The sequence below is a fragment of the Anaplasma centrale str. Israel genome (assembly GCF_000024505.1).
Classification (GTDB): Bacteria; Pseudomonadota; Alphaproteobacteria; order Rickettsiales; family Anaplasmataceae; genus Anaplasma; species Anaplasma centrale.
In genome coordinates this window covers 178,031-199,083 of sequence record NC_013532.1, presented here as the reverse complement: position 1 = coordinate 199,083, position 21,053 = coordinate 178,031, and the positions used below count along the sequence as shown (strand labels likewise).

The window sequence follows — 21,053 nt, the reverse complement described above, 5'->3', positions numbered from 1 at the left end:
TGTAGGGGCGCGCAAACCGCTCCCCTGCCCTATAACCGTGCCCCTAGGTAGTGTGAACAGTAATCTTTTCCAGATCCTTGCCTTAATCGTTGTATGTAAAGCACCATCCCACGTTGCACCCTTTGGCGCAGAAACATATAGAAGAGCGCCAAGGCCGCAGTATATCCCACCGCCCCGTTCTACTACTCATAAATTTTCAGGTGAGTGCCGCCACTTTCCAGATTGCAACCATCGGCAATTTTTTCAACCTCCAAAAGACACAAGCCCCAACCCTCAAGCGTGGATAGCATGTGCCCTGCAGGCTGTCCCTGCGCAAATATTTCCTGCCCACATACCAATGTTTTCGTGTCTGAAAATACCGTGTATAGCTTCTTTTTCGCGCCTATACGCCACATACGCGCTACAATTTCTTGCCCGATGTAACACCCCTTGTTCAAACTTATGGCGTTAAGTCTGTCCATCGCAAAGTGCAGCGGGAATGATTCATTTCTCACCATGTCTAGGACGCAGTTTGGAATCGTGCACTTAATTCTCAGCAGCTCGTACTCGTTTAAGTTCGGCAGCTCATCACAGGTTATCGACGCGGTGGTAGGCACAATCGCGCGCATCCACATCTTTGGGTCCCGTGGATCTTGAAACAGTATGGCATCCTCAAAATTTGCGGCATTTCCGCTATCAACCGTATTAGGATGCACTGCAACGGCGCATTCGTCATCGCAGCGCTTCACCCTAACTTTTAGCTGCAATCTATATGAACGCAGCAATTCGGTGAGAGCATCCGCGTCCGCACTTGCGCAGTCTAGCAAGAAATTTTGTTCATGAGGGATTAGAAAGAAATCAAATACGTACCTTCCGCGGGGATTTAATATCAAATTGTATATAGGCTCCCGAGCCCCGATTCCAAGTACATCATTGGTAGTGATGCCGTGTAGAAACTTTCCAGCGTCAGGGCCATAAACCCTTAAAACACTGCGGTCGTGAAGCCGAAAAAGTTTCACTACTATCCCTCAATGGTGCGCCAGTAATCATCATACTAAACTTCATCCAATCAGGCAGTACTATTTGCACCTATAGCAGGATTGTTTTGCCTGCGGCGCAGCCATACTTTAACTACCGACAGCACTCCCCCGGCCGCCATCAGGGCAAACCCTGCCCATACCAGATTGATTAGTGGTTTGTAGTGCATCTGCACCGCTATCCCGCGATTTTTATCCACTTCACCTACTACTATGTATATGTCCGCAAGTAATCCGTGACAGATGCTACTTTCAGAATTTCTAATACCTTCGACATAGTAGAACCTACTTTCGGGGAACAATAGACACACTACTTTGCCTGATCTAGCCACGGAAAACTTCGCCCTTATGGCCTCGTTATGCGGCCGCTTTACCAGTGACACACCAGATAATGTCACGCTAAACCCGTGAATTTCTGCGGATTCGCGCTCTTTCATGTATTGTGTTACATCTTCCTGAAATGCAGTAGAGCAGATGATGCCAAACATGCAAACCGCAACACCGGCGTGTGTCATCATCATTGCATATCGCCCAAGGCTCACACGCCTGACCGCAGCACTCAGCCGCATTTGTGAGCTACGCACTCGATAAATGTAATCTTCCAGTATCGAAAAAAACAACAGCGCAGCCAGCAAAATTAACACTCCGGTGAGCCCAAGGGGCGCTGCAAAAGGTACAAGAAGTGTTGCGATTACGGAAGAAATTTTGAAGGTCATTTTAAATTTCTCCGAGCCGTCCCAACTTAGGCCAGAGAGCAATATCATAACCGAAAACAACGCTACGGATAGCACGCTGAACACGTTATTGTAATATGGCGCGCCTACAGATATGGTATCCCCCTCAAGCAGCTCTAGAATTATGGGATACACAGTCCCTGCCAAAACCACCAAAAACGCGGTCAACATTATTACGCTATTGGCCAAAATCGCGGTGAGTTTTGATATGCAGCCGAAGTGGCAGCAGGTCTCCGGCAAATTTCTGTACTTAATAACAAATGTTAGCAGCCCGCCCACCGTTATTGTCGTAACCAAAGCCAGTAGAAAAATGCCGCATCCTTGATCATTCGCGAAAGCATGAACAGAAACTAAAAACCCAGAGCGCACTAAAAATGTGCCGCACAAGCTGGAAATAAACGCCAGCAAAGCGAGCAAAAACGTAAAATTGCAATATATGCCGAACTTTTTCACCACCGGCATCATGTGAATGAGCGCCACCCCCAAAAACCACGGCATCAAGGAAACATTTTCAACCGGATCCCAAGACCAAAATCCTCCCCAACCTAATTCCCTATATGCCCACCATCCGCCAAGTGCTACACCCAGCGTGAGTAAAGTCCACGCGCCTAACACCCAACCACGTATAACCGCGACCCATTCTTTGGGGTCTATGCGCAAAACAAGTGCAGCAATCGTTATGGAAAATACTGCGCCAAAACCTGTGTATCCCCCAAACAATACTGGGGGGTGAAGTGCAAGCCCGACATCCTGCAACATTGGGTTAAAACCCAGCCCGTCTGCGTCCAGGGTTATAACTTTCAGGAATGGATTTGCAAATATGACGCCAAACAGCGCAAAGCCAAAGCTGAGCAAGTTTTGTACGACGAGCGCAGCTCCTTTCAGATCGTCTCGCTTGACCAGAAGCGCAATAAGCGTTCCATATGCACTCAGCATCCATACAAACAGCAGGTTTGAGCCCTCATAGTTTCCCCATATCCCGCACACCTTGTACAGGAGTGGTTGAGTAGTATGCGAATTCTGATATACGTGTGCGTAGTTGAAGTGGTCCGTAACCCGCAGGTAGGTGAGCAGGGCTGCAGCTGCGCTGTATAACGAGAATGCCACGTGCGTCAGTGTTGCCCCCCACGCGGTTGATAAGCGTGCAACCACGGAACACAGCAGAGACAGCGCGCACGCGCACATTAAAAACGCGCCCAAGCCGCCCATCGAATATTGCATATAACCTCGCTGGCTTGTGTTTGAAACATCAGCCCCTGCTAGCGGCAGGTATGGACTAGCACTACTTTATAGCGAATGCGCCACTTACTCAACCGCTGGCACGCTCCACCGGATTCTAAACTAGCACGCGCTGTGGTTATCAACGGGCATGATTGGCATCACCTAACAATTTTCACCCATGGCACAGCGCGCGGGACGCAGCTTAGGATACCGGCATGGCCATGATATGCCAGTGCAGTCTACCACGTTTCGGTTACACCCCAATTTATTCCCAAATGTGTGCCATACCGGCGGTGACTGCAGTATACGAAATTAGGGTTGTTTATAACATGACAATTTTTTATACTCCAGGTTTATCGCTTGAACGTACGCGTTCGACATTTTATGCAGTCTTTAGATAGTAGATATCAGCACAAAACCGTAGAAGAAGAGTGTAACGCCGCTTGGGATGAGCACAAAATTTACAAGTGGAAGGGAAACGTTGCACAGAGTTTTGTAATCGACACACCGCCGCCGACTGTGTCTGGAGTTCTGCACATGGGGCACGTTTTTAGTTACTGCCACACGGACTTCATAGCACGTTACCAAAGAATGGCCGGAAAGGACGTTTTCTACCCCATCGGCTTTGATGACAACGGGCTTCCAACCGAACGGCTGGTTGAAAAAATCAAAAAGTTGAGGGCAGTGCAGTTAGAGAGGGCGGAGTTCACCAAAATGTGCAGGGAGGTCTCGCACGAGTTCAGAACTAAGTTCAGAAATCTATTCAGGCGGCTGGGAATAAGCTACGATTGGGCGTTGGAATATCACACGGTCAGCGAAGAAGTACAGCGGCTCTCGCAGGCCTCTTTTCTCGATTTATACGCAAAAGACAAGCTATACAGAAAACAGCAGCCCATATTATGGGACACCGTAGATTGCACCGCTATAGCGCATGCGGAGGTTGAGGAGCTAGATCTGCACTCCCACTTAAACACCATTAGCTTTCACACAGTAGGTGGAGAGAAAATCGATATAGCCACCACCCGGCCGGAGCTTATACCTGCATGCGTGGCTTTGTTTTTCAATCCGGAAGATGATAGGTACACTCACCTACACGGCCAGTTTGCAGTGGTGCCCGTCGGGGGGCATAAAGTCAAAATTTTACCTGACGACAAAGTGCGAATTGACAAAGGCACAGGATTGGTAATGTGTTGCACATTTGGCGATGAAACAGACGTCTACTGGTGGCGCACACATAATTTAGACACCAAAACCATTGTGAGCAGGACCGGGCATATAGTAGACTTGGCGGAAGATACTCCAGATGCAAAAATCCCTGCAGCACAGTTTGACGGAATGCATGTGCAGAAGGCCAGAAAGGCGGTTTGTGACGCGCTGGAGGGCGCCGGATTGCTGGTTTCACAGGAGCCGATAGTGCACACTGTAAAGTGCGCGGAAAGGTCAGGCGCACCAATAGAGATATTGCTTAGCCACCAGTGGTTCGTGAGGGTAATGGAGCACAAGCACGAGCTTCTTGAGCAAGTACAAAAAGTGCAGTGGTACCCGGACAGCATGCGTAAACGCATGGAAATATGGATCGAAAACCTCAACTGGGATTGGTGCATATCTAGGCAGCGGTATTTCGGTGTACCGTTCCCGGTATGGTACTCCAAGCGTGAGGGCGAGGTGGGCAAGGTGCTTTTGCCCGATGTGCGCGATCTCCCCGTAGATCCATTGCGCGACCTGCCCAGCGGCTATGGCAGAGATGAAGTCGAACCGGATGTGGACGTTATGGACACGTGGGCCACCAGCTCCATATCGCCACAGTTTCTTACAAAATCTGTAGGGCAAGTGTTACGCAATGAGAATCTCGAGCCTTTATTTCCCACAGATCTCCGGGCGCAAAGCCACGAAATTATACGTTCGTGGGCGTTTTACACAATGTTGAAGTCTTACTACCACAACGGAGAGATTCCGTGGAAAAACATAATGATCAGCGGATGGTGCCTTGCTGAGGATAAGACAAAAATGAGCAAATCCAAAGGCAATGCAATGGATCCCGAAAGTACACTAGATCTTTATGGGGCAGATTCCGTAAGATACTGGGCTGCGAAATCCCGCCTGGGGGCCGATACTGTATTTTCCGAAGAAGTGCTGAAAACTGGCAGAAGGCTCACAACCAAGCTGTGGAATGCGAGTAAGTTTGTGGCCACTTTTCTGCGCGATAGCCCTCCCGTCAGCACGACAGCGGCACCTACAGATCTGTGGATACTATCCAAATTGCACAAAGCGGTTGCCCATAATACAGAAAACCTAAAACTTTTCGAGTACTGCGCAGCACTGAATCGCACAGAGGAATTTTTCTGGAAGGATTTTTGCGACAACTATCTGGAGCTGGTAAAGCATAGGGCGTACAATCACGGGTCGGCACACGGGCATGCCTCCGCTGTCAGCACTTTACATCATACCCTAAAAACCCTACTACTGCTGTTTGCACCGTTTCTACCGTATGTCACTGAGGCAGTATATGGTACACTTTTCTCCGGATGTATACACGCCCAAGAGTGGCCGAACGCTGACGAAATTCCCTACAATGCCTCACTTGAGCAGCACGGTGATGCATTAATAAAAATAGTGGAGGAAGTGCGCAAAGCGAAAACCCACGCGCAGGTTTCCGTCAAATACCCAGTCGAGCTCATAACCATAGGCGGACTTGCAACTGACTTTCCGGAATCTATGCTCGAGGATTTGAAACATATGTGCTGCGCAGAGCAGATCAAACTCACCGCACCAGACAGTGCAGAGCTTGCAGTCGCCGTAACATTGGCACCCACCGTGAGCAGCAACTAAGCGCATATGCCAAGCACTATGGATCCAACCGCGTCCCACGGGCAGGCTAGTGCGCCTCGCATTGAAGTTGCCGTGACATTGGTACCCACAGGTCGCGGCCAAAAGCTACACCCCCACGACAAGGCCCCTCTACCTAGGCCCGAAGTGTGCCATCTATGTGCGCCCCCTTTACGGGCTATAGCCGGCTGGTGCACCACGACGCTGCCATAAAATGCCACCGTGAGCAGCAACTAAGTGCATATGCACACACCATGTGTCTAACCGAGTCCATAAGCCGAAGTGTGCCCTGCACCTCGAAGTTGCTATAACATTGGGCCCGAAGTGCGCCCCTTTTGCGGACTATAGCCAGCTAGTATGTCTCGATTGAAGTTGCCGTAACATTGGCACCCACAGGTCGCAGCCAAAATACACCCCTCAACAATAGGATCCGCTCGATCTGGGCCCAAAGTTGCAATCTATGTGCGCCCCTTTTATGGACTATGGCCCTGCCAGTGTGCCCTGTAATGCAGTCGCTGGGAATTATGGCCGATGTGAAACGTCTACCAGTAGAGGATCAACTAACCACGAGTAAACCCGACTCGTTACTCAAAGCAGGTATCTACAGCCATACGCGGCCCCATTGTTGTCCGAGCGCGCAATTACCCAACCACGGCGTACTCTAGACTTCCCTGCGGGATATTCTACTCTTCTCGCGCTGCCAGTCCCTGGTTTTTATAGCCTCGCGCTTATCGTATAGCTTTTTCCCCTTCACTATTGCAATTTTGATTTTTGCAATCCCCTTGTCATTAAAAAAGATCATCAGCGGCACTACAGTTAGACCCGACACTTTCATGTTACCAGCAATTTTGTGGATCTCACGCTTGCGTAGTAGCAGCTTCCTCACGCGCAACGGCTTATGATTTTTGCGGTCTGACCTGTTGTACTCGGAGATGTGTAGATTGTGTATCCACAGCTCCATGTCTTTTTCCAAGACGTAGGCATCACCCATACTGACCTTGCGCTGGCGCAGGGATTTCACCTCACTCCCGACCAGCACCATCCCGGCGTCATACTCCTGTAGTACGAAATAGTCAAACCTTGCCTTGCGATTCTCCGCAACTACCTCCATTACTAAGCGCTACTCAGGTATTCCACAAGCCCCTTTATTGTGGTAACACCAACATCGTGCGCCTGAGCAAATGCAACGATTTCGGGCAGCCTGGACATGGTGCCATCAGGGTTCATAAGCTCACAGATAACCGCCGCGCCTGTCGCGCCAGCAAGTTTTGCTATCTCCACACTTGCCTCGGTGTGGCCCGCCCGTTTGGTAATCCCACCACTGTCAGCTATTATGGGAAACACGTGTCCCGGGGTGACTATATCATCAGCAGTGCTGTGTTCAGCAACTGCAGCCAGTATTGTTGCCACGCGGTCATACGCAGACACTCCGGTAGTTATTCCATACCTAGCATCTATGGACGTGGTGAAGGCCGGACAACCATCACTCGCGTTACGCCTGGGCATTAGAGCCAAACCCAGCCTGTCTGCATGTTGCTCAGAGATTGCAAGACACACAATCCCGCTACCATGTCTTATCATCATGTTTATCGTCGCAGCGCTGACCCTGTCAGCAAGCACTACCAAATCACCTTCGTTCTCCCTTTCCGCATCATCTAAAAGTACAAAAGCCTTGCCCTGGGCAGCAGCCTCGACAACTTTATCTACAGGAGCAAAAACCCCCGAGGCCAGTAGCTCAACACTCATATCAACCAGCTCCCCCTTTTTCCTCACACAAATTCAATTTTTATAATTTGGTATATCTTATAGTCGCCCCTGGGCGTTTTCACTTCAACAGTGTCTCCCTCCTTCCTGCCTAACAGGGAAAGCACCAGCGGGGATTTTATGGAAATCATATTCTTAGATATATCCGCTTCATACTCACCAACAATCTGATACCTCATAATACCTGTGGAGTCGGCCTGTTCGTCATAGACTGACACCGTTACTGTGGCACCGAACATCACAGTGTCCCCTGACAGCTCGGACACATCTATCACTTCAGCCCTGGAGCGCTTGGACTCAAGTTCCATTATCTTGCTCTCAACGAGCCCCTGTCTCTCGCGCGCCGCATGATACTCAGCGTTCTCGGAAAGGTCACCCAGCTCCCTGGCGTCTGATATAGATTTGATAATCTTAGGCCTTTCACTCTTGAGAGCCTCTAACTCCGCCTCCAACTTCTGGAACCCCCTCCTCGTGATTGGAAACCTGGTGGTCACGTAATCACTCATACAGCACCCATCCTCTTCTACTCAAAAACCAGCAGCGAAACCCCTTATAACCTCCAAAAGCTTACCTTTTATATCATCAGCAATATCGACTGACAAGGAAGACATAAGATCCCGATGCTCAGCACGAAGACGCTCCAGAAGGCCCCTTTCGAATCTACCCATCTCACTAACCGGGATGCCATTCACACAGTCATCAACACCAGCAAGCACAACCACAACCTGCTCCTCCACAGAGAGGGGGGAACACTGCCCCTGCTTGAGCAACTCCATAAACCTACGTCCCTTTTCCAGCATAGCCTGGGAGCTAGGGTCGAGATCGGAGCCAAACCTGGCAAAGTCCTCCAACTCCCTATACTGTGCCAGAGTGAGCTTCATAGAACCGGCAACCTTCTTCACAGCCTTAACCTGGGCTGCGGAACCAACACGAGAAACGGACAAGCCGACATTAATCGCGGGTCTAAACCCCTTGTGAAATAGCTCGGACTCCAAAAAGATCTGCCCATCAGTTATGGAAATCACATTGGTAGGTATGTAGGCAGATACGTCACCAGCCTGTGTTTCGATGACCGGTAGCGCAGTCAGGGAGCCGCCGCCTAGGTCATCAGACAACTTGGCCGCCCTTTCTAGGAGCCGCGAATGTATGTAAAACACATCACCGGGATAAGCCTCCCTGCCCGGAGGACGCCGCAACAACAGAGACATCTGCCTGTATGCAACAGCGTGCTTAGACAAGTCATCATACACAATCAAGCAGTGCATGCCATTATCCCGGAAAAATTCCCCCATGGCACACGCAGCATACGGCGCAATGTATTGTATAGATGCGGGGTCAGATGCACCAGCAGCCACAACGATTGTGTAATCCATAGCCCCCGTTTCTTTCAACTTGTGTACCACCCTGGCGATCGAAGAATTCTTCTGGCCGATCGCGACATAAATGCAGTACACCCTATTCTTAGCATCAGCCAAATCGTTGGTGCGCTTCTGGTTTATAATGGCGTCAAGTGCCATCGCCGTCTTGCCTGTCTTCCTGTCGCCGATGACGAGCTCACGCTGACCCCGCCCAATTGGAATAAGCATATCTACAGTCTTTATCCCGGTCTGCAAAGGCTCACACACGGGCTGCCTAGCCATTACGCCAGGTGCTTTGGCCTCTACCGGAAGGCTGCAGTCGGCCACAATGGGACCACCCCCATCTACCGGAAGTCCGAGTGGATTTACAACCCTACCAAGCACAGACAGTCCCGCAGGTACGGTCATAAGCTCACCCGTACATTGTACAGAATCTCCCTCGCGGATCTCTCTATCTTCTCCAAAGACCACCACACTGCACGTATCGCGCTCCAGCCCCGCAACTACGCCGCGCACCCCGGAAGAGAAAGCCACGGTCTCACCAAATTTTACGCCACCTAGGCCATAGACTAGGGCTATACCGTCTTTTATGGCGACAACATCCCCAACGCTGCTAGCCTTAACCGGGTTGTCAAAACCCTCAATCTTTTCCTTCAGGATTCTGAGTACATCACTCGAGGACACAACGCTCATGCTTCACCCTGCCACAACACTACACACCACAAACAACACCCCTGCTCACATTCTCTAGCTCCCGCAAATACCCGGAGAACGAGGCATCGATCACCAGGGAATCCATCTTCGCAACGAACCCGCCAAGTATTGCAGGATCCACGCGCTTAGTCACGGTTGCTGGTTCTCCATACTCTGACTTCACAATGTTCAATATCCGCTCCTCTTCAGCAGCAGACGCCTGAGACGCCGTGGTTATTTCCAGCGCAAACTGACCACGCGCACGCATGAGCAGGACAAAAAACTCCGCGAACATGTCAGACAGCAGATCAAATTTGCCATCCCCCACAACTACACAGAGAAAGCCCACCAGGGGTTGACTCAGCTTACAGCTCTCGCCTAAAGCGCGCAACACCCCAATTTTGTTCTCTTTTGGCGTCACAGGATTTGAGAAAAACGCACGGACCTCACCATCTGCAGTAAGAGCATCTTCCACTAGCCTGATCTCCCCGCAGATGCCGTCCGCGCTATCCATAACAACATCCAGCAAGGCACGCGCATAACAGTACGCAACACGCCCATTCCCACGCTTTTTCACAACACCCAAAAACAAAAAACACAGAACACCCGCCGTATTATCGCCTACACTGTATACCCAGTCAAGTGGTTTCCCCACAATACACCCGTGCTAGCATACAACTGTCCATGCTTTCGGTCACATATACACATCTAGCACATGGTTTTATGAAATATACATAGAATTAGCCCGCTACAACATAGTAGGAATATTATGTTGCCTGTATGCAGGTATCTCAGTGCATGTTTTGCGCTCCACACCGTCATATACTCTGCAGCTTCCCACCACTTTTTCTGTTTTTAACTGTGCCAACCATCCACAGCAGGCAATTTCCTGCGCCATAAATGTGGGTTCTGATCTTTTGTTCCCACGTCACCGTTGTCATTTACGTTCGCGCCCATAGCGCGGTGTATCTTCGTTCTGAGTACGCATATTTCCCGAATCTGCATGCCCTGATACTCACAAAGTGGGGGTAACCGAGCAGTTGCACTGGGGGAGGGTTCCATAGCACACACAGAATGCAGATTTGGTCGCGCCAAACCCGGGAAGAAAGCAGAAATTACCGCTCCTCCCCCGTGCACCCCCTAGGGCACCAAGTCATACAAAAAGCTCAAATCTGCAAGATACCCCACATACTTCAGATAGCAGTACAGACCGGCACACATTGAAGAAATTATGGTCACTATCAAAACTTTCGCAGCCAAGTGAGCGTTCCTGGGGGCACTGCCGGCACAACCCACCTGTGGATTCGCATCTACCTCAATATTGATGGGCAGCGCGATGAAAATGGCCACCCACCAGGTGATAGTGAACACAAGCAGCGCACCTGCAACCACTTACCCCAGCCATTGTATAGAATCAAAGGTGCTACAGACCGAGCATTCATGGCTCCACCCAGATGATACAGCACAACATTCTGTGCACCGCCATTGCATATTTGGTAAGGAGTCTTTCCTCATTTTCTCAAGCCAGTATGCAACCTCGTCAACATTCCCTATACACGCCATGACCTCCATCATCGCGCAGTATAGCTCAACGTACTTGTACTTCGCAAGTGCACGCTTGGCATACTGCTCGGCTGCATTGTACTGCTTCACACTCACATATCGCCTGATGGCCAATAGCATGCTGACGTAATGCTCGGCATTTAAGCTACTGAGGCGTTCCATTGCCGCATCTTGATCTTGTGACACTGCCAAGTATGCAGTAACTACTTCCGGGTGTGGAGCGGTTTTGTAACAAACCTCTAGCACATCCCTAGCTTTTCGCAGGTTGCCCAATTTTTCGTGGATAGTTGCCTTTAGAATGGTTGCGTGCATATCTGTCACCTTTTCCACCAACTTGAGGCCCTCTCTATAGTTGCCTCGCTGACAGCATGCCCTTGCAAGCATTAGGCAGGCCACATCCCCCATCCTCTCGTGTTTGTATGGCAGGACAACGCCCCGCCTCGCTGCCAGCCTCGTTTCCACAAGTGCAGTATCCCAGTCTCCCTCTATGCGGGCAATTTCTACCTTGAACATTGTGGCCCAAGGTACCCGGCGGAACACATCACATAACCTTCGTAGCACTCTCAATCTACAATCCTTGCTGCGCTCCCTATTTAGTAACTCCAACAGCCACAGCCCCAGTCTTCCGTCGGGCAAGCAGCTATTTTTCAGCGTCAGCAGCGGTTTCTCTGCCATTTCGTACTGCCCAAGCCTAAACCACGCACATGTCTCCAAAATCGCAAGAGAATAGCAATCAAGTCCACGAAGCTTTTCCACTGTATCTACAATCTGCCCATGGTTCATCACCCCACCAGAGCTCAGCAGGGCATATCCCCTCCCCAGAGATTCATACCGTTTAGCAACAGACCTGCATTTGATCTTATAGGCAATGAGCGCACAAGTCAGGCATAGCCGTAGCAAAGCAGTAAGTAGGAGCGCCAGGGCACACGCCACAAAAACCACAAACACTGTGCTTGCCTCTATGACATATCCAGCAATGTCTATTTTGAACACGAGCTCCTCGTAATTCTGTATAGCCAGTCCAGCTGCCAGGGATGTGACTATGCAAATTAAAAAATAGGTGATCATATTCCCTCTGGGTTACTGTTAACACGCTCTATCAGCCGATCGTATATGGTGGACAGGCTTCTATCAACTTCCAGCACGGATTCCAGATCTTTTGCCCAAGATTTTATACCGGGCACGGAGCTTAACGAAGCATCGTTGGCAACCTCTAAACAATCTTCCCAAGCACCTTGGCGTGCCAGGCGCTCTAAGCGCTCAAACTCCTGCCACATGGTTTCGTTATGGTTTTCTATTGATATCCATTTTGACAGGCGCTTACCAATTGGGCCGGCCATTGTTGTACGTAGCCCCTTTCTGAGATTAGATAAGTCCTCAATCAGGTCCCTATATCCCTTCCTCGAATTAAACACCTCAACAGCTCTAAAGCTATCATCTATCTGCTGGTCATGTAACTCTACAAGCATAGGCTTCACTGCGTAGACTGCATCGTGAGACATTGCCCCCAAAGCAAAGGCCTTACGTAGGTCAGCCACCATTAGCAACACCCTAGCCAGACATTCCGCGCGTGCACACCCCTCCTTGTTTACCACAATGGTCCTCTTGCGAGGAATTGCGTTTTTGAGTTGTTGCACTTCTGATAACACGTCAGACAATATCGGGCTCACGCGCGTGCGCTCATCAGCAAGCCTTTCCACATTGGCCGAGACATTTAACAATATCTCTCTACACTCTAAGACGAAGTACGTAATTCCGCCCATACACAGAGACAGGACACAAAAAACTCCTATCCATCCGCAATTTTCCGCCTTCATTTGCTCACTCATACCTAAGAATATCAACTGGGTTTTGGCGTGCGGCCACAATAGCTGGAGGCACAGCAGCCAATAGGGAGGCACCAAGAGACAGCGCAACAACTTTTGCGATATCCTCAAACATCATCTCCGGTGATATCCCATCCAGACAGTATGCTATTGACTCAAAAAGTGTTCCGCGCCCAAAAGAGCTAACAAAGCTATTTATACTTTCTATGTTTGCGGAGAAGGCAACCCCTAAAACGCACCCAAGACCGGTACCCAACATACCTATAAAAGCACCGCACATACAGAATATACGCATCACTGCATATCTGCTCACACCCATGGTGCGCATTATGGCAATCGCGCCCCTTTTGTCGCGCACGAGCACGGAGATCCCAGAGATTATGTTAAAGGCCGCAACTATGACAATCAGTGCCAAGATGAAAAACATGGCATCACGCTCCAATTCCAGAGCACGAAAGTACTGTCCCTGCTGAACTTTCCAATCTTCTACCCTGAGGCCAGTTCGCCTTGCTATTGCAGCTAGGGCTTCAGAGGATTGTGTCACATCCCTGAGAAATACCTCTACGTACCGTACCCGATCCATGTACCCAAAAAGCAATTGGGAATCCCGTAGCGGTATGTATGCAAAAGCGCTGTCATACTCATACACTCCTACATCGAAAATGCCAGTCACCCTGTACGTTTGCGTGCGTGGCGCTGCACCAAAAATCGTCGAGGAAGTTTCCGGGGAAATTACAGTGATTTCATCACCGTAATCGGCACCAATGCTTTCCGCAAGTCTAAAACCTAGGACTATCCCCTCCTCAAGCATATCCACGTCACCCACTACAATGTGTCCTCGTAACTTGTGGCGCACATCACGCATGCGCATACCACGCACCACTGCACCCATAATGTTGCGTCCATATTTTAGCATGGCTTGCCCTTCAACAACCGGTGTAGCAGAAACCACGCCAGGCATAATGCTAATCCCGGCAATTACGTCGGGATAATCTGGGCAGTTGCAATGGACTGTTACATGGCCATTCATACCCAAAATGCTGGACAGTAGCTTCGCAGAAAAGCCATTCATCACTGATGTCACCGATATGAGCGTGGCAACTCCTATACAAATACCCAAAATTGAAAGAGCCGTCGCCGTAGAAAAGAGAAACCGCCCCCCATTAGACTGTAAATACCTTCTGGCCAACAGCCATTCCAAGCTCATACGCTGCTGCTCACACGTAAGCTACATCTACAGCACGTATAGCACGCTTCCAGGGCAGTTACAATTCCCCCAACACGGCATTCTGTATCCACACCGAAATTGTAGTATGGAAACTACCCAACTTTTAGGCCTAGAAGCCGGCTCTATAGACAATATAAATCTCCAATCCACAGGCAAGAAAGAGATAGGCGCATAGCTTGGTCAGCCGCATGTGGTACATGCAACATTGTTTTGGGATGTGTACGTTGTTTGTTAATTGGCATTTCCCAGTGGGTGCAGGCGGTGACTAGACATCTACATCATACTGTATACACTATGAGGGGCCAGGCAATAAGACACGGTTCGGTTCCGGTATAATAGTGAAGGTTACCCCATCAAAACTGAGAGATTTTTTCGATAGCCCAGAGCTTTACGGGAGCGTGCTGCTCCATGGGAGCGATTACGGCAGGATGAGTATGTATACGCAGAAGATCCTGGATCGCATCAACCGCAACAGTGAATTTGTCATACACAAAATGGAGTTCCTTAAGGCAAACCGGGACCCGGAGCAGCTGCTAGTAAGTTTAATGACCGTCCCGATGTTCAGTAAAAAATCCTTGATCCTCCTTACCGATGCGAAGGATACGTTATCCGCCGATCTGAGAGCTGCTATAGAAGGCATGAATATGCAGCACTGTTACATGATAATTCAAGCCCGCGAGCTTTCAGGAACTTCTACGCTTAAGGGTTACTATAGCAGCCACAAAAAATTCGCTGCAGTGGGTTGCTACAAAGAAGAAGATGTGAGCTTCATAGTGGCTGATTTTCTCGCAAAGCACGGTATATCCTACAGGCATAGCACATTCAAGCTGCTCTGCACCAAGCTGAAGAATGGCTCCGCCTGTCTGCAACCTGAGCTGGAAAAGTTGTTGCTGTATTTGGGTGAACAAAAATCTCTTGCGGCAGAAGACGTGCAAAAAAGCCTGTCTACTGATGTAGACCCTGTGCTGGATGACCTTTGCGTAGCAATCACAGATGGTAATTTGGGGGATGCTTTAAAACACGTGGATACCCTTATGCAGAATAGGCTTTCCCCAATATTAGTGATACGGTCCAGTCTGAAGTACTTCATGCAACTTGAATATCTACTAAGAACAACCCAGAGCCAAGCGAGTATTGACAGCGCCCTGAAAGCGTTGCAGCCTCCGGTATTTTTCAGGCTAATCCCTAAACTCAAGAGGAGTGCTGAGTCCGTCTCATACAGAACAGTGCAGGTAATATTGCGGAGATTGTTAGAAGCGGAAATACAGTGCAAACTTTCTGACACGTCACAGGAGGTGGTTTTCAAATATCTGATGTGCTCCCTGACTGCGTTTGTGAAACGTGCTAAGAGCAAGCCGCCGCAGTATGGGTACCGCAGTTACAGCAGCTAGCCTCCGCTGTGCGGGTGGAGGCCGCCTATCTCTTCCACCTCTATAGCCGCAGCCAAAATTGCAAGTTTGCTGACTGCGCGCCAAACGCGCTTTTTCTTCTCCGCAATACCATCCTCTACGTCGGCAAACTCGCACCCCGGGGCATTCAGGTTCTCGAACCTGCTCCTGGTAGAGTTATATCTGCATAGGTAGCATACAGGTTCCGCCCCCACACAATACAACAGCGGTTCTGCCGCGTGGTTGTCAAATACTTCGCTAGTAGGCACGCCTTCCTGCAATACCACGTTTTTCACTGGGTTGTTTTCTTTGATCCTGCGCATTTTGTTGCGATTTTTTTTGTTCATGTTCAACACATCCTCTCCGCTGTACACTTCCACGATGCCCATGCCATAGGTTCCGTTATCAGCCTTTATGAAGACGTACGGGGTGCAATCCAACCCATAAAGGCGAAACTTTTCCCCGATTTTTGATATCAAGTCTTCAACGCCACTGGCAACGTCATCAATGCCTTCCTTACTCACAAAATCCACATCCTGACAGTGCGCGAAGAGCGCACAGACCCCCCATTTATCGAGTCCAAACTCTGCACAAAACTTTTCTGCCACCCTACTGTATATACTAAGGTGCCGGGATTTACTCCTGTTAAACCAGCCAAGATGTAGTGGAGGTATCATGCGCTGCGCTAGGACGCCATCAAGTACGCTTGGAACACCGCTTGTAAGATCATTATTGAGCATGATAAGATCGGGCACAAAACCAGATGTTGTACTCACCTCTCCCCCGCGGTTTACTAGAGCCCTAACGTCAAGCACGGCACCTGTGGAAGACATAACACTTATATCTCCAGTGATGCCGCAGGCGCCTACTTCAAGCTGAAACCCTAAGTCGCCCAGCATATCTCTAAGCACCATGACACTGTCAACGTATTTCCTGTTCCTAGTGTGGCTCTCAACAACCAGCAGCACCTTCGCCCCAAGATACTGAGATAGATGCTCCAAGAAAGCCGACTTCGCTCTTTGTCTTGCGCCTACGCCGAAGTTGTTGTACCCCGCAGGGAAGAAGTTGACGTCAACCGGGGCTACCTTGTACCCTGAGCTGCGCACATCCACGGAGGTGCTCAGGACTTCGGGGTACCTGGAAAACCGGTCGGCAAACCATTCCTCTACCGCCGCTGCACGACGCTCAAGCACGTCCTCAAGCATCTTGACACATGTCAAAACAGGACCCCAACAAGCCAAGAACCAGCCGAGATTATACTCGTCTTTACGCGTGTCAACCACCTAATTTTGTTACGCGCAAACCCTAAGTCGCTACAGGACAAAGCAATGTTGCTAACCACAAATCTGCCTTTGTTGGCACACAAGAGATACCAGTCACACCACCTATCAAACCTGAGCTCACGCGAATGACCTCAGGCAGCACCTGCTTCCCTAAAGTTGACCGTACACTGGCGCACGGCCGCCCCTAATGTGCGGGTGGCTGCTGCCACATCGTGGTTCATCCAGAACGCAGCCTGGCCCACACATGTTGAGCCTGAAACTACACACGGCAACACTCTGTCAACAAGCGCCTCACTCTGCGCTCATCTTGCCCGTATAAAGCTGGCGCGGACGACATATTTTATGACCCCCATGTTGCTGGGTAACCATTTCATACCATTGAGCAGACCATCCTGTGGTCCTAGCAAGAGCGAAAAATGCGGTAAACATGTTCACCGGAACTCCTATTGCTTTGAGAACAATACCAGAATAGAAATCAACGTTCGGGTAAAGAGAGCGCTTGACGAAATATTCGTCTTCCAGAGCCGCTTTTTCCAATGCAACTGCCACATCCAGCAATGGGTCACTCGCACCCAACCCATTCAACGTTTCCCTGCATATGTCCCGAATTACGCGGGCCCTCGGATCATAGTTCTTATAGACCCTATGTCCAAAACCCATAAGCCTCACTCCACTTTCCTTATCTTTGACTTTTTCAAGAAAATCACCAACTCGTGCGGGGTTGCCAATCTCCTCAAGCATTTTCACCACTGCCTCGTTCGCTCCCCCATGGGCTGGGCCCCATAAGGTTGCTGCACCAGCACTCAAGCATGCAAACAGATTAGCTCCGGCAGAGCCGGTTGCCCTCACCGTAGCGGTAGAAGCATTCTGTTCGTGGTCTGCATGCATTATGAAGATCGCTTCCAGCGCCCTGCAGATGATACCTCGCCGCACTTCATGTAGGTCACCAAACATCATACCCACGAAGTTCTGTACATATCCCAGGTGGGGATCTGCCTTTGTAAGAGGAAGGCCAGCAGTATGTCTGTAGATGGTAGCAACAATCCCTGGCACCTGAGATATTGCCACAATAGCACTGCGCAGCGGATCTAGGGAGTTAGCGCCATGATAGCGCGCAGCAAGCGCGGCAAAACTCGCAATAAGTATGGCCATAGGGTGGGCATCGCGCGGTAATGACTGAATCACGTCCACAACTTGCGCAGGTGTATGGCATTCCCGACCCACAGCAGCAATGAAGTCAGCAAGCTCACGCTCCTTGGGTATAGTCCCGTGTAAAAGGAGGTAAGCAACGCTGCAAAACCCGCCATCTGCCACGGCGAGGTCTGCAATATCGTGCCCCCGGTAGCGCAGTACGCCCTTGTCGCCATCTATAAACGTTATCTCGGACTTGCACGCAGCAGTAGACACAAACCCGGGGTCGTAAGTGAGAATTTTGGTGTCTTTGTAGAGGCTCGTCACATCAACAGCAAGCACCCCATCACTTCCGCACATAACAGGTAGGTCTATCCTGCAATCCCCACACTCTAAAATCGCCTTCTCTACCATACCGCCCTCTAGACAACACACTCACCCGAAATCACTCCCACTCGATCGTTGCCGGAGGCTTTGAGGTTATATCGTACACTACCCTATTCACCCCCTGCAGATTGCTTACAATAGCCCTACTAACTTTCTGTAAAAATGTAAGGAACTCCAATTTCCTCTCGTCGTCTTCACCGAAGGGAAAGCAGTCTGCGGTCATACCATCACTCGAAGTTACCGCCCTGAGCGCACATACATACCCGTAAGTCCTGCCATCACCCATAACACCAACAGTGCGCACGGGCACCAGGACCGCAAACGCCTGCCATATGTGGCCATATAGCCCCGCCTCGCGCATCATGTTTATGTAGATGTTGTCTATTTCTCTAAGTAATCCAACTCGCTCCGCCGTGACCTCCCCAATAATCCTGACCGCTAGTCCCGGACCTGGAAACGGGTGCCTGCCCAATATCGCTGACGGTAAGCCAAGCTCCTCACCCAACAACCGCACTTCATCCTTGAACAGACAGCGCAACGGCTCTATTAGCGACAAGTTCATGACTTCAGGCAGCCCGCCGACATTGTGATGTGATTTAATTTTCGTCCCAGATCCCCCTGTGCCTGATTCTATAACATCTGGATATATAGTTCCCTGCATCAGGAACTTGATGTCACCCAGGGCTCGCGCCTCTTGTTCAAAAACCTCAATGAACGTCTCACCGATGATCTTACGCTTTGCCTCCGGGTCTTGAACGCCCGCAAGGCGCCGCATGAACAAGTCACTTTTATCCAGAACATTCACATGCATCTTGAGCTTGTCAACAAAAAGGTCTCTTACTGCACTCGCTTCACCTTTGCGCAATAAACCAGTGTCAACGAACACGCATAGCAACCCTTCCCCTATTGCTCTGTGAACCAGCACTGACGCCACACTTGAGTCAACACCTCCACTTATAGCCGCCACTACGCGCCCACCACCGGTGGCAGACCTTATGGCATCAATCTGGGTGTGCAAGAATGACCCCATAGTCCAGTCTCTAGCACAACCCACAACCTTTAAGAAGTTGTCCAGCATTTCACGCCCACCTGGTGTGTGCGCTACCTCTGGGTGAAATTGCATGCCGTAAATTTTGCGCTCATCGTTACATATAAGGGCTATAGCCCCAGTATCCGCGCTGCGCGCCACCACCCTAAAACCTTGCGGCGCTTCGCCCACTATACTATCAGAGTGGCTCATCCACACGTCCGCCTTGCTACCCACCGACCATACCCCTTCGGTGATGGATGAAGGACCAACGACGTCCAATTGAGCCCTGCCAAATTCCCTGGCTACACCCTGTTCTACATCGGCTCCGAAGTAGTGCGCTAGTACCTGCAAACCGTAGCATATTCCTAGCACGGGTATGCCCTTATGGAGGTTGAGCTCTAGCACATCCGACACCGCTTTGGGAACCTCATGCAGTTGCTGGACCGAATTCGGCCCCCCAGAAAGAACGAAAGCGCTGATTTCGGCGCCACGGCCAATCATGGCCTGAAAATCTGTACTTGGGGGGAACACCTCGCTATATGCACCTAGCTCCCTCACCCTTCTGGCTATTAGCTGGGTTACTTGCGAACCAAAGTCAACTATGGCAATGGCAGACATCTACGCCCCTAATTCTCATGCCGTGTAGCACCGGAAACCTGTAGTCTGTGTATACTTACCGGACACTGCAGTGTAAAGTCTTATTAGGTGTTGACAGTTTGGTGAAGGGCCCAGTACATGACTCCAGGGGGCGCTTATTCTTTAGATGGTCAATCTGCAGCCCACACCTGCAGCCGTACAGTGTCGCCCATAGGTGAATCGTTAAGAACCTGATGCACTGCACATAATCGGGATAGCAGCGCTCTTTGGAAAGCGGCAATTGGTACCACAGATACTACGAACTCACCCGGCGTGCAACGCGCATTCATGGTACAGCAGCCATGTTTACCTGCTGGACAACATGTACGTTCAGACCATGTTAAGTCTCAAAAATTAATTTACGCAAGATCCCTGTACCCTGGGCGCGCATTTTGTGCAGAAGTTATAAATTTTTTAATAAATTTTGCATATCCTTCTCGCCAATAGGCAACGTTAGGGTAGTTTAGTATGAGCGCAGAATCCCGGAACCAAAATCGCGTCGCTGCCACCACTCAAAGGAGTCCGTCGCAGCAAGGACGCAACCAGAGTGTGGGTTCTAACAACGCTAAAAAGGACGAGGCGGGCCAGAACGATTTCTCTCTATCCAAAGACGAGATCGAGCATGTCATAAAGTGCATGGAGAAGGAGTATGGTAGCGCAATGAGCGATCGTATGCGGAAAGCAATGAAAGACGAGATCTCTACCGCCGTGCCGGAGCTGACTAAGGTGTTGGTGCCAATCGTGGCGTCTGCAGCTCAGAATGGTGGTCGTCCCGCCGGATCTCATGAGGAGCTGATCAAGGCTTTCATGCAGGTTATGATGCCGCATATGCGCAGGATTATGAACGCCGCGACTGAATATTAGGAGCAAGTTTCCGGTGTCGCTGCACCGTCTCCCGTGGGCGTTTTGTGCGGGGTCGCAGCAGGATGGTATGCAGTAGCAGCGGCACTTAGTGCCATCGGCGCACGC

General features: G+C 50.2%; 17 protein-coding genes. 3 read left to right on the top strand and 14 right to left on the bottom strand.

Annotated features, from left to right (window positions below; translation table 11 throughout):
* Positions 1-182 precede the first annotated feature (182 nt).
* Positions 183-998: a CAF17-like 4Fe-4S cluster assembly/insertion protein YgfZ gene (gene ygfZ / locus ACIS_RS00950; protein WP_012880381.1), complete on the bottom strand. Its 816-nt coding sequence runs from the start codon at positions 996-998 to the stop codon at positions 183-185.
* Between the two features lie 50 nt (positions 999-1,048).
* Positions 1,049-2,971, bottom strand: coding sequence for a heme lyase CcmF/NrfE family subunit (locus ACIS_RS00945; protein WP_011114612.1), 1,923 nt, complete (start codon positions 2,969-2,971; stop codon positions 1,049-1,051).
* 384 nt (positions 2,972-3,355) lie between these two features.
* On the opposite strand from ACIS_RS00945, the gene ACIS_RS00940 reads away from it, so the two are divergent.
* Entirely contained in the window at positions 3,356-5,800 is a 2,445-nt protein-coding gene (locus ACIS_RS00940) for a valine--tRNA ligase (RefSeq protein WP_012880380.1), read from the top strand.
* Positions 5,801-6,458: 658 nt separating this feature from the next.
* Here ACIS_RS00940 and smpB read toward each other — a convergent pair.
* The 9 genes from smpB to ACIS_RS00895 form a co-directional block, all read right to left on the bottom strand.
* Positions 6,459-6,908 (bottom strand): SsrA-binding protein SmpB, encoded by a 450-nt coding sequence (smpB, locus tag ACIS_RS00935; RefSeq protein ID WP_012880379.1) that lies wholly within the window; start codon positions 6,906-6,908, stop codon positions 6,459-6,461.
* A gap of 2 nt (positions 6,909-6,910) precedes the next feature.
* Positions 6,911-7,543: a 3,4-dihydroxy-2-butanone-4-phosphate synthase gene (gene ribB, locus ACIS_RS00930; protein WP_081440555.1), complete on the bottom strand. Its 633-nt coding sequence runs from the start codon at positions 7,541-7,543 to the stop codon at positions 6,911-6,913.
* Positions 7,544-7,566: 23 nt separating this feature from the next.
* Positions 7,567-8,067, bottom strand: a complete 501-nt coding sequence (gene greA / locus ACIS_RS00925; protein WP_012880377.1) for a transcription elongation factor GreA — start codon at positions 8,065-8,067, stop codon at positions 7,567-7,569.
* 21 nt (positions 8,068-8,088) lie between these two features.
* The gene (gene atpA / locus ACIS_RS00920; RefSeq protein ID WP_012880376.1) at positions 8,089-9,612 is read right to left on the bottom strand and encodes a F0F1 ATP synthase subunit alpha; all 1,524 of its coding nucleotides are present in this window, start codon (positions 9,610-9,612) and stop codon (positions 8,089-8,091) included.
* Between the two features lie 19 nt (positions 9,613-9,631).
* On the bottom strand, positions 9,632-10,204 hold the full coding sequence (gene atpH / locus ACIS_RS00915; protein WP_041651372.1) for an ATP synthase F1 subunit delta: 573 nt from the start codon (positions 10,202-10,204) through the stop codon (positions 9,632-9,634).
* Positions 10,205-10,752: 548 nt separating this feature from the next.
* Positions 10,753-11,004, bottom strand: coding sequence for a DUF1467 family protein (locus ACIS_RS00910; protein ID WP_012880374.1), 252 nt, complete (start codon positions 11,002-11,004; stop codon positions 10,753-10,755).
* Positions 11,005-12,243, bottom strand: coding sequence for a hypothetical protein (locus ACIS_RS00905; RefSeq protein WP_012880373.1), 1,239 nt, complete (start codon positions 12,241-12,243; stop codon positions 11,005-11,007).
* Positions 12,240-12,992 carry a hypothetical protein gene (locus tag ACIS_RS00900; protein WP_012880372.1) on the bottom strand — a complete coding sequence of 251 codons (753 nt, stop codon included), beginning with the start codon at positions 12,990-12,992 and terminating at the stop codon, positions 12,240-12,242. Before ACIS_RS00900 ends, ACIS_RS00905 begins: the two co-directional genes overlap by 4 nt.
* Positions 12,993-12,996: 4 nt before the next feature.
* Positions 12,997-14,208, bottom strand: a complete 1,212-nt coding sequence (locus ACIS_RS00895) for a lipoprotein-releasing ABC transporter permease subunit (protein ID WP_012880371.1) — start codon at positions 14,206-14,208, stop codon at positions 12,997-12,999.
* A gap of 359 nt (positions 14,209-14,567) precedes the next feature.
* Between ACIS_RS00895 and holA the strand changes: the two genes are divergently transcribed.
* Positions 14,568-15,620 carry a DNA polymerase III subunit delta gene (gene holA, locus ACIS_RS00890; protein WP_012880370.1) on the top strand — a complete coding sequence of 351 codons (1,053 nt, stop codon included), beginning with the start codon at positions 14,568-14,570 and terminating at the stop codon, positions 15,618-15,620.
* Here holA and gshA read toward each other — a convergent pair.
* From gshA to guaA, 3 genes are all read right to left on the bottom strand, one after another.
* On the bottom strand, positions 15,617-16,837 hold the full coding sequence (gene gshA, locus ACIS_RS00885; RefSeq protein WP_238523292.1) for a glutamate--cysteine ligase: 1,221 nt from the start codon (positions 16,835-16,837) through the stop codon (positions 15,617-15,619). The genes holA and gshA overlap by 4 nt on opposite strands.
* Before the next feature lie 354 nt (positions 16,838-17,191).
* Positions 17,192-18,445: a citrate synthase gene (locus tag ACIS_RS00880; protein ID WP_012880368.1), complete on the bottom strand. Its 1,254-nt coding sequence runs from the start codon at positions 18,443-18,445 to the stop codon at positions 17,192-17,194.
* A 31-nt stretch (positions 18,446-18,476) separates the two neighbouring features.
* Entirely contained in the window at positions 18,477-20,066 is a 1,590-nt protein-coding gene (guaA, locus tag ACIS_RS00875) for a glutamine-hydrolyzing GMP synthase (RefSeq protein WP_012880367.1), read from the bottom strand.
* A gap of 486 nt (positions 20,067-20,552) precedes the next feature.
* Here guaA and ACIS_RS00870 point away from each other — a divergent pair, with 486 nt between their 5' ends.
* On the top strand, positions 20,553-20,948 hold the full coding sequence (locus ACIS_RS00870; protein WP_012880366.1) for a hypothetical protein: 396 nt from the start codon (positions 20,553-20,555) through the stop codon (positions 20,946-20,948).
* Positions 20,949-21,053: the final 105 nt, after the last annotated feature.

Excerpts from the sequence above, each read along its gene's own strand:
- ACIS_RS00880 (WP_012880368.1), bottom strand. The coding sequence starts at position 18,445 with ATGGTAGAGAAGGCGATTTTAGAGTGTGGGGATTGCAGGATAGACCTA.
- ACIS_RS00870 (WP_012880366.1), top strand. The coding sequence starts at position 20,553 with ATGAGCGCAGAATCCCGGAACCAAAATCGCGTCGCTGCCACCACTCAA.
- atpA (WP_012880376.1), bottom strand. The coding sequence starts at position 9,612 with ATGAGCGTTGTGTCCTCGAGTGATGTACTCAGAATCCTGAAGGAAAAG.
- ACIS_RS00895 (WP_012880371.1), bottom strand. The coding sequence starts at position 14,208 with ATGAGCTTGGAATGGCTGTTGGCCAGAAGGTATTTACAGTCTAATGGG.
- ACIS_RS00940 (WP_012880380.1), top strand. The coding sequence starts at position 3,356 with ATGCAGTCTTTAGATAGTAGATATCAGCACAAAACCGTAGAAGAAGAG.
- guaA (WP_012880367.1), bottom strand. The coding sequence starts at position 20,066 with ATGTCTGCCATTGCCATAGTTGACTTTGGTTCGCAAGTAACCCAGCTA.
- greA (WP_012880377.1), bottom strand. The coding sequence starts at position 8,067 with ATGAGTGATTACGTGACCACCAGGTTTCCAATCACGAGGAGGGGGTTC.
- ACIS_RS00905 (WP_012880373.1), bottom strand. The coding sequence starts at position 12,243 with ATGATCACCTATTTTTTAATTTGCATAGTCACATCCCTGGCAGCTGGA.
- ACIS_RS00900 (WP_012880372.1), bottom strand. The coding sequence starts at position 12,992 with ATGAAGGCGGAAAATTGCGGATGGATAGGAGTTTTTTGTGTCCTGTCT.
- ribB (WP_081440555.1), bottom strand. The coding sequence starts at position 7,543 with ATGAGTGTTGAGCTACTGGCCTCGGGGGTTTTTGCTCCTGTAGATAAA.
- ACIS_RS00945 (WP_011114612.1), bottom strand. The coding sequence starts at position 2,971 with ATGCAATATTCGATGGGCGGCTTGGGCGCGTTTTTAATGTGCGCGTGC.
- smpB (WP_012880379.1), bottom strand. The coding sequence starts at position 6,908 with ATGGAGGTAGTTGCGGAGAATCGCAAGGCAAGGTTTGACTATTTCGTA.